At 68.0% G+C, this 14,630-nt stretch carries 14 protein-coding genes; 9 read left to right on the top strand and 5 right to left on the bottom strand.

The window, feature by feature from the left end; genetic code table 11:
• Positions 1 to 169 precede the first annotated feature (169 nt).
• Both ACODR1_RS12725 and ACODR1_RS12720 read left to right on the top strand, forming a co-directional pair.
• Entirely contained in the window at positions 170 to 2,134 is a 1,965-nt protein-coding gene (locus tag ACODR1_RS12725; protein ID WP_488880772.1) for a rhamnogalacturonan lyase, read from the top strand.
• On the top strand, positions 2,131 to 3,450 hold the full coding sequence (locus ACODR1_RS12720) for an oligogalacturonate lyase family protein (RefSeq protein WP_488880771.1): 1,320 nt from the start codon (positions 2,131 to 2,133) through the stop codon (positions 3,448 to 3,450). Before ACODR1_RS12725 ends, ACODR1_RS12720 begins: the two co-directional genes overlap by 4 nt.
• Positions 3,451 to 3,497: 47 nt before the next feature.
• On the opposite strand, the gene ACODR1_RS12715 is transcribed toward ACODR1_RS12720, so the two are convergent.
• Together ACODR1_RS12715 and ACODR1_RS12710 are read right to left on the bottom strand one after the other, a co-directional pair.
• Positions 3,498 to 4,469, bottom strand: coding sequence for a sterol desaturase family protein (locus ACODR1_RS12715; protein WP_488880770.1), 972 nt, complete (start codon positions 4,467 to 4,469; stop codon positions 3,498 to 3,500).
• A complete protein-coding gene (locus ACODR1_RS12710) occupies positions 4,466 to 4,852 on the bottom strand; it encodes a hypothetical protein (RefSeq protein WP_488880769.1) in 387 nt (128 codons plus the stop codon). The genes ACODR1_RS12715 and ACODR1_RS12710 overlap by 4 nt, the downstream gene beginning before the upstream one ends.
• A 137-nt stretch (positions 4,853 to 4,989) precedes the next feature.
• Between ACODR1_RS12710 and ACODR1_RS12705 the strand changes: the two genes are divergently transcribed.
• The gene (locus ACODR1_RS12705; RefSeq protein WP_488880768.1) at positions 4,990 to 5,397 is read left to right on the top strand and encodes a DUF805 domain-containing protein; all 408 of its coding nucleotides are present in this window, start codon (positions 4,990 to 4,992) and stop codon (positions 5,395 to 5,397) included.
• A 73-nt stretch (positions 5,398 to 5,470) separates the two neighbouring features.
• Here the strand turns inward: ACODR1_RS12705 and ACODR1_RS12700 are convergent, their stop codons facing one another.
• Positions 5,471 to 6,007 carry a porin family protein gene (locus tag ACODR1_RS12700; protein ID WP_101717738.1) on the bottom strand — a complete coding sequence of 179 codons (537 nt, stop codon included), beginning with the start codon at positions 6,005 to 6,007 and terminating at the stop codon, positions 5,471 to 5,473.
• Positions 6,008 to 6,316: 309 nt separating this feature from the next.
• Here ACODR1_RS12700 and ACODR1_RS12695 point away from each other — a divergent pair, with 309 nt between their 5' ends.
• Complete coding sequence (locus tag ACODR1_RS12695) at positions 6,317 to 7,432, top strand: beta-ketoacyl-ACP synthase III (protein ID WP_488880767.1); 1,116 nt, start codon at positions 6,317 to 6,319, stop codon at positions 7,430 to 7,432.
• A gap of 51 nt (positions 7,433 to 7,483) precedes the next feature.
• Here the strand turns inward: ACODR1_RS12695 and ACODR1_RS12690 are convergent, their stop codons facing one another.
• On the bottom strand, positions 7,484 to 8,977 hold the full coding sequence (locus tag ACODR1_RS12690) for a M48 family metalloprotease (RefSeq protein WP_488880766.1): 1,494 nt from the start codon (positions 8,975 to 8,977) through the stop codon (positions 7,484 to 7,486).
• A 170-nt stretch (positions 8,978 to 9,147) separates the two neighbouring features.
• On the opposite strand from ACODR1_RS12690, the gene tcyJ reads away from it, so the two are divergent.
• The 4 genes from tcyJ (at position 9,148) to ACODR1_RS12670 (ending at position 11,714) form a co-directional block, all read left to right on the top strand.
• Complete coding sequence (gene tcyJ / locus ACODR1_RS12685) at positions 9,148 to 9,945, top strand: cystine ABC transporter substrate-binding protein (protein ID WP_488880765.1); 798 nt, start codon at positions 9,148 to 9,150, stop codon at positions 9,943 to 9,945.
• A 3-nt stretch (positions 9,946 to 9,948) separates the two neighbouring features.
• Positions 9,949 to 10,602: a cystine ABC transporter permease gene (gene tcyL, locus ACODR1_RS12680; RefSeq protein ID WP_488880764.1), complete on the top strand. Its 654-nt coding sequence runs from the start codon at positions 9,949 to 9,951 to the stop codon at positions 10,600 to 10,602.
• A complete protein-coding gene (locus ACODR1_RS12675; protein ID WP_488880763.1) occupies positions 10,599 to 11,339 on the top strand; it encodes an amino acid ABC transporter ATP-binding protein in 741 nt (246 codons plus the stop codon). The genes tcyL and ACODR1_RS12675 overlap by 4 nt, the downstream gene beginning before the upstream one ends.
• Before the next feature lie 63 nt (positions 11,340 to 11,402).
• Positions 11,403 to 11,714, top strand: a complete 312-nt coding sequence (locus tag ACODR1_RS12670; RefSeq protein WP_488880762.1) for a hypothetical protein — start codon at positions 11,403 to 11,405, stop codon at positions 11,712 to 11,714.
• 5 nt (positions 11,715 to 11,719) lie between these two features.
• Here the strand turns inward: ACODR1_RS12670 and ACODR1_RS12665 are convergent, their stop codons facing one another.
• Positions 11,720 to 12,448, bottom strand: a complete 729-nt coding sequence (locus tag ACODR1_RS12665) for an alpha/beta fold hydrolase (RefSeq protein WP_488880761.1) — start codon at positions 12,446 to 12,448, stop codon at positions 11,720 to 11,722.
• 100 nt (positions 12,449 to 12,548) lie between these two features.
• On the opposite strand from ACODR1_RS12665, the gene recG reads away from it, so the two are divergent.
• A complete protein-coding gene (recG, locus tag ACODR1_RS12660; protein WP_488880810.1) occupies positions 12,549 to 14,624 on the top strand; it encodes an ATP-dependent DNA helicase RecG in 2,076 nt (691 codons plus the stop codon).
• Positions 14,625 to 14,630: the final 6 nt, after the last annotated feature.

Below are 14,630 nucleotides of genomic sequence, written 5' to 3'. Positions count from 1 at the left end.
CCTCGCGCAAGTCAAACCACGAAGCGAAATCGGAGCTCAAACTCAACCCGCAAAGCAGAAGTTTCATTATATGAAACAACGCCGCAATTTATGGGAAACTTGTTGCGACTTTCGGTCGGCGTGCGAAGATCGCGGCAACAACGCGCATAATCCCTCGGGGGGAAGCCCAATGCCTCTTCGCCTTCACAAGGCCGCCATGCTGGCCTCGGCCGCCGCTTCGTTGCTGGCCCTGCCCGCCCTCGCCGCTCCGCGTCAGGTCGAACATCTCGATCGCGGCCTCGTCGCCGCCCCGGCCATCGACGGCGGCGTGCTGGTCTCCTGGCGCTATACCGGTGAGGACGCCCTTGGCCTGGCCTTCAACGTCTATCGCGACGGCAAGAAGCTGAACGCCAAGCCGCTCGCCTTCGCCACCAACTTCGTCGACAAGGCCGGCGTCGCCGGCGCGCGCTACACGCTCAAGACGGTGACCAAGGGCAAGGAAGGCCCGGTCGAGGGCGAGACCACCGCGCTGAAGGACGGCTTCCTGACCATCCCGCTCGACAAGCCGAAGGGCGGCGTGACCCCGGACGGCGTCGCCTATGAATACACCGCCAACGACGCCAGCGTCGGCGACCTCGATGGCGACGGCCGCTACGAGATCGTCCTGAAGTGGGATCCGACCAACTCCAAGGACAACGCCTTCTCGGGCTACACCGGGCCGGTGCTGCTGGACGCCTACACCCTGGACGGCAAGCGCCTTTGGCGCATCGACCTGGGCCGCAACATCCGCGCCGGCGCCCATTACACCCAGTTCCAGGTCTTCGACTTCGACGGCGACGGCCGCGCCGAGATCGCCGTGCGCACCGCGGACGGCACGATCGACGGCGCGGGCAAGGTGCTGGGCGACGCCAACGCCGACTGGCGCGAGGGGCCTGAAGAGCGCCCGACCAACGACAAGACCGGAGCCGAGATCAAACCGGACGGTACGAAGGTGGCCAAGCTCACCGGCCGCATCCTCAGGGGCCCCGAGTTCCTGACCGTGTTCGACGGCCGCACCGGCGCGGCGCTCGACTCGGTTCCCTTCGCCGCCCCGCGCGCTCCGGACACCGACTCGCCCAGCGCCGAGCAGATGACCAAGCTCTGGGGCGATGGCTACGCCAACCGCTCCGACCGCTTCCTGGCGGGCACGGCCTATCTGGACGGCGAACATCCCAGCATCATCATGGGCCGCGGCTACTACGCCCGCACCACGATCAGCGCCTGGGACTTCAAGAACGGCAAGATCACCCAGCGCTGGCTGTTCGACAGTGCAGCGCCCGGCGTGCCCGAAGGCTTCGGCGGCCAGGGCAACCACCAGCTCTCGATCGGCGACGTCAACGGCGACGGCCGCGACGAGATCGTCTACGGCTCGATGGCGCTGGACGCCGACGGCAAGCCGCTGTGGACCGCCAAGCTCTATCACGGCGACGCTCTGCACCTGGGCGATCTGGATCCGGAACGTCCGGGCCTGGAGCGCTTCGGCGTCAACGAGAGCCCAAAGGCCAACGGCGGTATCGGCTCGGCAATGGTCGACGCCAAGACCGGCGAAGTTCTCTGGACCACCCCGACCGAAAGCGACACCGGCCGCGGCGTGGCCTTCGACATCGATCCCCGCTTCCCGGGCGCCGAAGCCTGGGCCAGCAACTCCAGCACGCTCTACACCGTCAAGGGCAAGCCGATCGAAGGCGTCAAGCATCCGCCGCAGATGAACTTCGGCGTCTGGTGGGACGGCGACGAACTGCGCGAGCTGCTCGACCGCAACAAGATCTTCAAGTGGGACTGGCTCAAGGGCGAGAGCAAGGTGCTGCTGAACGCCGAGGGCATGACTTCGAACAACGGCACCAAGGCCACCCCTACCCTGTCGGCCGACATCCTGGGCGACTGGCGCGAAGAGGTGATCCTGCGCTCGGAGGACAATACCTTCCTGCGCATCTACGTGACGCCCTACCCGACTGACCGCCGCCTGGTCACGCTGATGCACGATCCGGTCTATCGCGCCGGCATCGCCTGGCAGAACACCGCCTACAACCAGCCGCCGCACACCAGCTTCTACCTGGGCCACGGCATGAAGAACCCCGCGCGTCCGAACGTCGTCGCCGTGAAGGTGAAGCCATGAAAAACGTCCTGATCGGCCTGGCGACCGCCTTCGCCGTCGCCCTGCCCGCCCTCGCTCCCCCCGCCTTCGCCCAGGCGCCGGCCGCGCCGCCGCGCGAATGGATCGACAAGGACACCGGCCATCGCGTCGTGCGCCTGTCGGACGAGCCGGGCTCGAGCAGCCTCTACTTCAACTACAACGGCTACACGCCCCAGGGCGACAAGCTGGTCATCGCCACGCCCAAGGGCCTGAGCACGATCGAGCTGGCCACCCGCAAGCTGGCGCCGCTGGTCGAGGAGAACGGCAAGTTCCTGTTCGTCGGCCGCAAGACCCGCTCGGCCTACTACATCGTCACCGAGGGCCAAACCCGGGTGGTCAAGGCCGTCGACATCGACAGCAAGAAGGTCCGCGTCGTCGCCAGGTTCGACCGCGGCGACATCCAGACGATCAACGCCGACCAGACGCTCCTGGGCGGCGTGGTCGTGACCAAGCCCGAGATCGAGACCCGCCCCGACGGCATGCTCAAGCGCGACAACCGCTTCGACCAGGCCGACTACGCCGCCAATGGCCCGGACGGCAAGCCGCTGAGCTTCGCCGAGGCCAAGGAGGTGCGGCTGAACGAGCGGCTAGAGTCGAAGATCCCGATGGAGATGTTCGTCATCGACACCCGCACCGGCGAAAAGCGCGTGGTGCACGCGGCCACCGACTGGCTGAACCACCTGCAGTTCTCGCCGACCGACCCGAACCTGCTGATGTTCTGCCACGAGGGTCCCTGGCACAAGGTCGACCGGCTGTGGCTGCTGCGCACCGACCAGGCGAACGCCAAGCCGGTGAAGATCCACACGCGCACCATGAACATGGAGATCGCCGGCCACGAGTGGTTCAGCGCCGACGGCAAGACCGTCTGGTACGATCTGCAGACCCCGCGCGGCGAAGACTTCTGGGTCGCCGGCTACGAGATCGCGACCGGCAAGCGCACCTGGTACCATGTCGAGCGCAACGCCTGGTCGGTGCACTTCAACACCAGCCCGGACGGCAAGCTGTTCGCCGGCGACGGCGGCGACAGCGAGATGGTCGCCCACGCGCCGGATGGAAAGTGGCTGTACCTGATGCACCCGCGCGGCATTCCGGACGTCGCCGGCATCCACGCCGCCGACGCCGAACACCTGATCCGCCCCGGCGTCATCGACGCCGAGAAGCTGGTCAACATGAGCGGCCACGACTACCGGCTGGAGCCCAACGTCAACTTCACGCCCGACGGCAAGTGGCTGGTGTTCCGCTCCAACATGCACGGCGCCAACCACGTCTATGCGGTGGAGCTGGCGAAGGCGAAGTAGACATCGGGGGAATTAGCCCTCGTCCTTTGACAAGCTCGGGATGAGGGCTAGTTCCGGCCTTGCAGTAGATCCTCACCCTGAGCCTGTCGAAGGGCGGGGATTTCTCCCTTGAGCTCGGCTGCCGCCCTCTCCTCCCGCGCCCGCCACCTGGCCTTGAGCGTGTGGGAGGTCTCGCGAGACCCGTCGGGGCTCCACCCCGGCGGGCCGAGGAGATAGCCGAGAACCTCGCGCGGCGAACGGCTTCCGGCCAGGTCCTTCCCGATGCCGATCCACTCGTGGAAGACGTTGGTGAAGAGATTGAAGTTCGGCAGGTTCCGCACGATCCCGTAACGGCAGGGCTCGGCGTCGTCTTCGGCGATGAAGGTGCCGAACATCCGGTCCCAGATGATCAGGATCCCCGCATAGTTGGCGTCGAGGTAGCGCTGGTTGCGGGCGTGGTGCACCCGGTGGTGTGAAGGCGTGTTGAACACCGCCTCGAACCAGGCCGGCATGCGTCGCACCGCCTCGGTATGGATCCAGAACTGATAGACGAGGCTGATCCCCTTCTGGATCGCCACCATGGCCGGCGGAAAGCCCAGGAACGACAGCGGCAGCCACAGCAGCCAAGTCCCCGCCACGCCGCCCGTCCAGGTCTGCCGTAGAGCGGTCGTCAGGTTGTAGTGCGTGGAGCTGTGGTGGTTGACGTGGCTGGCCCACCAGAACCGCCGCTCGTGGCTGAGGCGATGGAACCAGTAATAGGTCAGGTCCTCGGCGAAAAAGAGCGCGACCCAGGCCCAGATCGCCGTCATCGGGATCGTAAGCAGCCGATGCTGGTAGATCCAAAGGCTGGCGGCGAACACCGCGCCGCCGGTCAGCAGCCCCGCGATCGTGCTGCCCAGTCCCATCATCAGCGAGGTCGCCGCGTCACGCGGTTCATAGTTGGCCCTGGCCTTGCCGAAACGGGCAAGCAGGACCTCCAGCACGATTGCGATTACGAAGAACGGGATCGCGAGCTGGACAGGATCGAAGGCGGGCTTCATGCGGCCGCCTCCAGCGGCGGCCAGCCGCGCTCGCCCAGGCGGATCCGCGGCGCGCCGTCGACGGAGGCCAGCCGCACTCGCCCCTCGACTGGACTGGCCGCCACGACCTCGCGCCAGGCCGCAGAGCGGGCCACGTAGCCGTCGCCCTTCCGCCAGAGCACCAGCGCCAGGTCGCCCGCATGGGCGACCACGGCAGCGCCGTCGCCGGCGATCCAGAGCGTCTCGGCCCGATGATCCGGAAACTCCTCGGCCAGCAGCGCTCGCGCCGCGACCTCGTCCAGCGGAGGCGACGGCCGGGCGATCCGCGCCCAGGCCGACAGTCCCACCAGCAGGGCCACGGCCAGCGCCGAGCCCAGAAATTGTATGAGCAGCGCGTTGTCCATCGCCGCCTCCTCCCCCGTTTTGGTCGAAGGTCTGGCCGACCAGCGATCACGTCAAGCGGCAGAACGGGGGTTTACGCGGCCGGATTCGCCGCTCAAGTTGCGAACCGCACGCATCACGCGGGGTAAGGGAAACGGGTATGTCTTTGATGTTCGAACCGCTGCGCAAATATGCGCAGTTCTCTGGACGGGCGCGTCGTTCGGAATACTGGCTCTTCGCGCTGTTCACCTTCGCCGTCAGCATCGCCATCACGATCCTGCGGATCGCCACGGGCGGCTTCGATAGCCTGGAGAATGGCAGCTTCGACGCGCTCAGCCTGGTGAACCTGGCCTTCTCGCTGGCGATGTTCATTCCCAGCCTCGCGGTCTCGTTCCGCCGCCTGCACGACACCGACCGCTCGGCCTGGTGGATCCTGATCGGCCTGATCCCGCTGATCGGCGCGATCGTGCTGCTGGTCTTCTACATCCTGCCCGGCACCACAGGCCCCAACAAGTTCGGCCCGGACCCGAAACAGACCCACACGGACGCCGCCGAAACCTTCGCCTGAGGCTTCGACGAGGCAAGCCAAAGCGCGCCGCCCTCGCAAGGAGAGCGGCGCGCTTTTTCTTTGGGCCTAGGCCTTAGAACTTGCGGGCGTAGCCCACCGACACGACGTTGGCGTCGTCGGCGTCGTTGTCGCGGAACTGCTGACGCGTGTAGTCGACGCGCACGCCGTTCTTGTCGTCGAACTTGTATTGGGCGCCGACGCCATAGTTGACGCTGTCGGCGTCGAACTTGTTCTCCACACCGGCCAGCTTCTGCTTGAACTGGGTGTTGCCGTAGCCGACGCGACCGATCAGGTCGATGTTCGGGGTCACCGGCAGGAAGCCGACGCCATAGACGGCGGCCGAGTGGGTCTGCTCGATGCTGGAGCGGACGCCGGCGCGGTCGATGTTGTCGTCCTTCACGCCGCCGGACAGTTCACCCTCGACGCCGAAGTGCGGGGTCAGCTTGGCGCCCAGGCGGCCCTGGATGGCGCCCGTGTCGGCGCCTTCGGCGCGCGAGCTGTTGTAACCGAGATTGCCGTAGATCTCCGGCGAGCTCGATTGAGCATGGGCCAGGACCGGAACAGCAGCGACCGACATGGCGGCCACGGCCGCAGACATGAGAACCTTCATTATTTTTACTCCTGGTACTGGGATTTCTTGTGCTCCCTCAGCCTCCTTTGGGTATTGGGGCAACGAGGCCCGTATTTGACCGCACCCTGACCTGTTTGGGGCCATTGCGTGACGTTTCAGACATTTGGACCGGTGATTATGGCCGCCCGCCGAAAGTTCCGCTGCGGCAGGTCGAATAGCCGCGGGCGATGCGGCGAAGACACGCCCTCCAGGGAGGTGACGGCGGCGCGGGGCGTGCTATTGATCGCGTCCAAACAGTGATCAGATCGGCGCGCCCATGTCGCGCGCCGGCCCATCGGGACCGCCGCCTTGCATCAAGCCGTCATCGCCGCCACGGGGCTCTACACCCCGCCGTTCAGCATCTCGAACGTAGAACTGGTCGACGCCTTCAACGCCTATGTCGAACGCTTCAACGCCGCCAACGCGGACGCCATCGCCGCCGGCGAAGTCACGGCGCTCGCCCCCTCCTCGCCGGAGTTCATCGAGAAAGCCTCGGGCATCAAGGCCCGCTACGTGATGAACAAGGACGGGATCATCGACCCCGAGGTCATGCGTCCGAATTTGCCCGAGCGCCCCAACGACCAGATCTCGATTCTGGCCGAGATGGCGGTGAAGGCCGCCGAACAGGCCATCGCCGCCTGGGGCAAGCCGGTCAGCGAGATCGGCGCGGTGATCTGCGCGGCCTCCAACATGCAGCGCGCCTATCCGGCCATGGCCATAGAGGTGCAGCAGGCCCTGGGCATCGAAGGTTTCGCCTTCGACATGAACGTGGCCTGCTCGTCGGCCACCTTCGGCATCAAGACCGCTGCCGACTTCATCGCCACCGGCAGCGCTAAGGCGGTGCTGATGGTCAATCCGGAGATCTGCTCGGGCCACCTGAACTTCAAGGACCGCGACAGCCACTTCATCTTCGGCGACGTGGCCACGGCCGTGATCCTGGAAGAGGCCTCGCAGGCGACGGGCGGCTGGGAGATCCTCGGCACGCGCCTGAAGACCCAGTTCTCCAACAACATCCGCAACAATTTCGGCTTCCTCAACAACGCCGCCCCGGAAGGCGTCGGCGCCAGGGACAAGCTGTTCGTGCAGGAAGGCCGCAAGGTGTTCCGCGAGGTGGTGCCGATGGTCAGCGAGATGATCGTCGAGCACGCAGGCGACATCGGCCTGGACGCCACGGCCCTGAAGCGCCTTTGGCTGCACCAGGCCAACATCAACATGAACGACCTGATCGCCCGCAAGGTGCTGGGCCGCGATCCCGAGGCCGGCGAGAACGTCATCATCCTCGACGAGTACGCCAACACCAGCTCGGCCGGCTCGATCATCGCCTTCCACAGCGCCAACGACGACTTCGCCGCTGGCGACACGGGCCTGATCTGCAGCTTCGGCGCCGGCTACTCGGCCGGCACGGTGTTCGTCAGGAAGCGCTAGCCGCGAGCCGCCCGGTCGGAGGCCATTCCCGAGAATGGCCTTCGCACCGCTTCATCCGGGCGAGGCCGAGGCTCGCATGCGCTCCAGCACCACGGCCACCGGCGCGCCGGCGCCCTGGGCCAACGTCCAGCCGTCGCGCGTCCGGCCGATGGCGTAGCAGCGGCGTGAGCCGCGCTCCTCGTCCAGGCACAGCTTTCCGCCGGCGACGGCGTAGCGCCCCTTCGACCAGCCGAAGTCGTGCCGCTCGAACCAGGTCCCGTCGGCCCTGAGCGCTATGCCGTCCATTCCCACGGGAAGGTTCGGGAACACCACAATGCGGTCGGCGAAAGCCGCCTTGGCCACGGCGTCGGGCGCCGCCTGCGAGACCGGCCCCGGATGCGCGGCCTTCCATTCCATGGCCCGCAGGATGCGGCGCCCCACGGCCGGATGGTCGTAGAAGATCACCTCCTCCAGGCGCCCGGGCGTGGCGGAGCGATACTCGACCGTCTTCACCAGCGCCTTGGCCAGGCCGTCCGGCTCGTCGAAGTGGACGAGGCTGTAGCGGTCGGCGTCGCTCTCGATGATGCGGATCAGGCTGTTTGTCACCGGCGTCGCCAGAAGCAGCAGCACGGCCAGCACCGCGCTCAGCACCGGCAGACCGGCAGGATCGGACAGCCCCCTGATCCCCTCGCCGCCCAGCAATCGAGACGCCGGCGCGAACAGCCTGTCGACGAGGAAGAAGGCCAGGATCGCCAGCAGGCTCGTCACGCCCACGATCCACAAGGCGTGCTGATGGGCGTAGTGGCCCATCTCGTGTCCGACGACGCCACGCACCTCGGCGATGTCCGCGCCCTTCTTGAACATCGTGTCGCTCATCGCCACCCGAGCCGAGCCGAACAGGCCCGAGACGTTGGCCGTGTAGGCGTTCGACTGCTTGGACCCGTCGTAGATGAAGATCTTGTCGGACGGCACGCCGACCTGACGCGCCATGGCGACGACCTCGTCACGAACCGGACCGGCCGGCGCGGGCGCATACTTGTTGAAGATCGGCTCGATGTAGGGCGGCCCAAGCAGCATGCCGATGGCGATGAAGATCGCGGTCAGTCCGCCGCCCCACAGCCACCAGGTGCGCGGCGCCTTGCGGATCAGGGCGTAGAGGAAGGCAAAGAACAGGCCGCCGATCAGGCCGGTGAGGACCAGCAGGATCGTGCTCTCCGTCAACCAGCCGATGAAGCTCTGGCTGGTCAGGCCGTACTGCCTGGGCCGCCACCAGTCGCTGTAGATGCTCCAGGGCAGCGACAGCACGGCGTCGAAGACGATGTAGAGCCCGCCGATCCAGTAGCTGACCAGCAGCGGTCGGTTTCGGCGTCCCTCGAACCTGCGCCGCAGCACCACGAGCACGCCGCTGCGCACGATCAGGAACGCGACCAGCAAGGCGACCAGCGCCCCCCACAACAGCAGCCAGTGCCCGCCGTGCGTATAGGCGAGCGCCTTGGCGTGCGCCTCTGGCGAAATCTGCGCCAGGTAGGCCGCCGTGGCCGCGGCCGGATCGAAGGTCTGAGCCATCCGTGCTTCCCCCGAAAAGCAAACCGTCGGCAGCAAGCCAGAGCGAACGGTCCGCGTCAGGTTAAATCGCCGTCAGGTCGTGTTCTGAGGCCGACGCAAGCGCCTTGACCCTGGCGGCGCCGGCGCAGCGGTATAGAACTGGACCGATGACCTTTGCTTCGAGGCCCGCCATGCGATTCCCCGCTCGCCGTGACATCCTGCTCGGCCTGGGAGCCGGCAGCGCGCTGACCCTGGCCGGCTGCGGCGGCAAGGACGCGGCCGGCGGCCAGGGCGGCGCGGCCCGCGTGGAAGCGACCAAGACCCTGCGTATTGGCCTGGAAGGCACCTATCCGCCGTTCAACTTCCAGGGTCCCGACGGCCAGTTGACCGGCTTCGACGTCGAGTTCGGCAGGGCCCTGGCCGACCAGATGAAGGTGAAGCCGCAGTTCGTCGCCGCGCCGTTCGCCGGCCTGCTGGGCGCACTGGAATCGGGCCGCACCGATGTCGTCATCAACCAGATCACCATCACGCCCGAACGGGCGGCCAAATATGATTTTTCCAAGCCCTACACGGTCTCGGGCATCCTGATCATCGTTCCCAAGGGCAAGGCGGGTATCGCCGGTCCGGCCGACCTCGCCGGCAAGAAGGTCGGCGTCGGCCTGGGCACCCACTACGAGCAGTGGCTGCGCCAGAACCAGCCCAAGGCCGAGGTCCGCACCTACGACGACGACCCGACCAAGTACCAGGACCTGCGGGCCGGCCGCATCGACGCGGTGCTGAACGACCGTCTGGTCGCCGCCGATTTCCTCAAGACCGCGCCAGACCTGATCGCCGCCGGCCCGCCCTTCGCCCCGCAGAGCCAGGGCGTGGTGATGAAGCGCGATCCGGCGCTGAAGGTGCTGGTCGACGAGGCCATCGACGCCCTGCGCGCCGACGGACGCCTGGCCGCCATTTCGCAGAAGTGGTTCGGCCTGGACGTGACGCGCTAGGCCATGACCGCCGCCGAGCTCATCGCCCAATCGGCGCCGCTGCTGCTGAAGGGGGCCGTCTACACCGTCCTGCTCAGTGTGATCGGCATGAGCCTGGGCCTGCTTCTGGGCTTTGGCCTGGCCTTGATGCGCCTATCGCGCTCGCCGCTCCTGCGCTGGCCGGCGGCGATCTATGTCTCGGCGTTCCGAGGCACGCCGCTCCTGGTGCAGCTGTTCCTGATCTATTACGGCCTGCCCCAGTTCGGCGTCGAGCTGCCGCCGCTGGCGGCGGCCGGCATCGGCTTTTCCCTGAACGTGGCCGCATACGCCGGCGAGATCCTGCGCAGCGCCATCGCCGCGGTCGACAAGGGCCAATGGGAAGCCGCCGCCGTGCTGGGCCTGACGCGCGGCCAGGCCATGCGCCGGATCATCCTGCCCCAGGCCGCCCGCACCGCCGTGGCGCCGCTGTCCAACAGCTTCATCAGCCTGGTGAAGGACACCTCGCTGGCCGCGACCATCCAGGTGCCCGAACTGTTCCGCCAGGCCCAGCTGATCACCGCCCGGACGTACGAGATCTTCGCCATGTATCTCAGCGCCGCGGCCATCTACTGGATCGTCTCCAGCCTGCTGGCTTTGGGCCAGGGCTGGCTGGAACGCCGCGCGGAGGCCCGCCGATGAGCGCCATCGAGGCCAAGGGCCTATCCAAGCGCTTTGGCGACACGGCGGTGCTGAACGGCGTCGACCTGACGGTCGCGCCCGGCGAGGTGGTGGCCGTCATCGGTCCAAGCGGCTCGGGCAAGAGCACCCTGCTGCGCTGCCTGGCGGGCCTGGAGGCGCTGAACGGCGGGACCCTGTCGATCGCCGGCGTCGCGTCCGGCGGCAAGGTCCCCCTGGCCCGCGCCCTGCAGGGCCGGGTCGGGTTCGTGTTCCAGAACTTCAACCTGTTCCCGCACAAGACCGCGGTGGAGAACGTCGCCGAGGCGCCGATCGTCGTGCGCGGCGATCCGCCCGCCAAGGCCCGGGAACGGGCCCTGGAGCTGCTGACCAAGGTGGGGCTGGCCCATCGCGCCGACGCCTATCCCGGCGCCCTCTCCGGCGGCCAGCAGCAGCGCTGCGCCATCGCCCGGGCCCTGGCCATGGATCCGGAGGTCATTCTGTTCGACGAACCGACCTCGGCGCTCGATCCCGAACTCGTGGGCGAGGTGCTGGCGGTCATTCGCGACCTGGCGGCCGAGAAGCGCACCATGGTCATCGTCACCCACCAGATGGACTTCGCCCGCGAGGTCGCCGACCGGACGATCTTCATGGACGAGGGCGCGATCCTGGAGGAAGGCCCGTCGGCGACCCTGTTCGCCGAACCCCGCGAAGAACGAACACAAAGGTTTCTCAGCAAATTGCGAAGCTTGCAGCCATAATTTAGCCTCTGGCGCCCCGCACCCCTCCCGGGCTACGCCGCGTGTGTCTAGAGGCGAGGATTCGTGAAACCCTATATCGACCTGAAAGGCGCTTCGGGCGCCGTCTATCGCTACAAGCTGGCCGAGGATCGCGACCCGCGCACCACGATCGCCGGCAACTACCTCTATGTGAACGCCGAAGGCGTCGTGGTGTTCGCCGGCGAGGCCAACAATCTGCACGACTCGACCCGCGGCTTCGCCGAGGCGGCCGAGAAACACAGCGCCGAGCACCTCTACATCCGCCTGAACGTCTCTGGCGCCGCGCGCGCCGACGAACTGGCCGACCTGCTGGCCGAGCTGTCGCCGGTGGGCAACCCCGCGCAAGCGGAAGACTGATCGCGTCAGGCCTCGGCGAAGAACTCGCCGAGCCTTGCGACCACTTCGGCTTGCGGCGACAGGATCGCTTGCAGGTGGTCGCCCGACGTCGACAGGAACGGCAGGTCGTTGGCCGCCGCGAAGGCCTGGGACGGTGCGTGATAGGGATCCGCCGTCCCGTCCCACAACAGCACCGGAACGCCTGCGCCCAGCACCGCCTGCGCCGCGCCGTCCAGCACGTTCAGCGCCTCGAAGCAGGCTTGCATGGCCGGCAGGACCTCCGGCGTCACCCAGCTGACCAGCACCGGCGCGACCTGCTGGCTGAAACCCCAGAAGATGTCGAACCGGATCGGCCCGGCCGGTCCCTTGGGCACGCCGCCTGACAGGTCCCAGCCGCCGATCGTCAGCGAGGCTAAGCGTTGGGGGTAGTGCTTGGCCACGCCCACCGCCATCCAGCCGCCCATCGAGTAGCCGACCATGTGCGCCTTTTCCGCGCCCAAAGCATCGAGCACGGCCACGATGTCGCCCGCCCGCTGGTCCTGGGCGTAGAGGTCTGGATCGGCCGGCTTGTCGCTGAGGCCATGGCCCAGGGAGTCGATGCAGGCCACGGTGAAGCGCTTGCTCAGGGCGGCGACGAAGCCGTTGGCGCGCCAGCTTTCGGCGTCCATGAACAGGCCGTGCTGCAGCACCACCAGCGGTCCCTGCCCCTCCACCGTATAGTGGATCTTCTGGCCGCGATGGGTGGCGAAGGGCATGGGCGAGTCTCCGGTAAGCGAGGCCGTTAGTCAGTCCGGTCCACAAATTCGCGCAAGGCGAACGGGACGAGAACACCTTGCCTTGGCTATCCTTCCGCCGATGCGTCCCGAGTCGCTCTTTCCCCTGTTCGCCGCGATCTCGACCCTCAAGGGGGTCGGGCCCCGCGTCGCGCCCCTGGTCGAGAAGCTGGCCGGGCCGATCGTGCGCGACGTGCTGTTCACGCCGCCGCAAAGCCTGATCCGCCGCACAGCGACCACGGCCGCCTTGGCCCAGGACGGCCAGGTCCAGACCTTCGTCGTCACCATCGACGCGCACCTGCCGCCGCAGCGCTCGGGCCAGCCCTGGCGGATCCGCGGCTGGGACGAGACGGGCTTCGTCACCTTGGTCTGGTTCAAGGGCCACGGCCCGCACCTGGAGCGCCAGCATCCGGCCGGAACGCGACGGGCCGTCAGCGGCAAGGTCGAGCGCTTCGGCTCCGAGATCCAGGTCGCCCATCCCGACTACATGCTCGAGGCCGAGCGGATCGACGAGATCCCGCCGATCGAGCCGGTCTATCCGGCCACGGCGGGCCTGCCCTCGCGCACCTTCCGCAGGTTCGCCCAAGAGGCCCTGTCGCGCGCCCAGGACCTGCCCGAATGGCAGGATGCGGCCTGGATGGCCCGCGAGGGCCTGCCGCCCTGGCGTGAGGCCTTCGAGCGCCTGCACGGGCCCGAAGGCGAGATCGACATGTCGCCGATGTCGGCGGCGCGCCGGCGGCTGGCCTATGACGAGCTACTGGCCCACCAGTTGGCCCTGGCCCAGCGCAAGGCCGGCAAGCGCGCCCAGCCTGGGCCGCGCATCGTCTCCGGCCCCTTGGCCGAGGCGGCCGAGAAGGCCCTGCCCTTCCGCCTGACCGGCGCCCAGGTGCGGGCCCTGTCGGAGGTGCGCGGGGACCTGGCCCATGGCGAGCGGATGAGCCGCCTGCTGCAAGGCGACGTCGGCTCGGGCAAGACGGTGGTGGCCATGCTGGCCATGGCCGACGCGGCCGGCGCCGGCTTCCAGTCGGCCCTTATGGCCCCGACCGAAATCCTGGCCCGCCAGCACTACGAGACCCTGGCCCCGCCGCTCGAGGCGCAAGGCCTCGCCGTCGTGCTGCTGACCGGCCGCGACAAGGGCGGCGCCCGCGCCGCCAAGCTGCAGAAGCTGGCCGACGGCTCGGCGGCCGTGGCGGTGGGCACCCACGCCCTGTTCCAGGACGACGTGGCCTTCCAGAACCTGGCCCTGACCATCATCGACGAGCAGCACCGGTTCGGCGTCAACGAGCGCCGGCGGCTGCAGGAGAAGGGCGAAGGGGTGCACCTCCTGGCCATGTCGGCCACCCCGATCCCGCGGACGCTGGAACTGACCGTGTTCGGCGACCTGGACGTCTCGCGTATCGACGAGAAGCCGCCGGGCCGCACGCCCGTGGCCACGCGCGCCGCGCCGACGCCGCGCGTGCCCGAGATCGTCGATCGCCTGCGCTCGGCCATCGAGGGCGGCGCGCAGGCGTTCTGGATCTGCCCGCTGGTCTCGGAGTCCGAGAAGGTCGACCTGCGCGCCGCCGAGGACCGTGCCGCCGACCTGCGGAAGATCCTGGGGCCGCGTGTTGGTTTGGTGCATGGCCAGATGCCCGCCGCCGAGAAGGACGCCGTCATGCAGGCCTTCGTCGACGGCGAGGTCGGGGTGCTGGTGGCCACCACGGTGGTCGAGGTGGGCGTCAACGTGCCCAACGCCAGCATCATGGTCATCGAGCACGCCGACCGCTTCGGCCTGGCGCAGCTGCACCAGCTTCGCGGGAGAGTGGGTCGCGGGATGCGCGAAAGCTCCTGCGTGCTGCTCTACGACCCGCCGCTGTCGGAAGTCGCCCAGCAGCGGCTGGACATCCTGCGGCGCTCCGACGACGGCTTCGAGATCGCCGAGAAGGACCTGGAACTGCGCGGCGGCGGCGATCCGCTGGGCCTCAAGCAGAGCGGCTTCCCGGCCTACCGCCTGGCCGACCCGGTGGCCCATCGCGACCTGATCGCGGTGGCCGCCGACGACGCCCGCCTGATCCTGGCCCGGGATCCGGCCCTGACCTCGCCGCGTGGCGAGGCGGTTCGGACGTTGCAGGCGCTGTTCGACTGGAAGCCGGCGTCCGGGCTGAACGACGCGGGGTGAGGCTTC

The sequence above is a fragment of the Caulobacter sp. FG7 genome (assembly GCF_057808875.1).
This window is presented reverse-complemented; position numbering and strand designations above follow the sequence as displayed.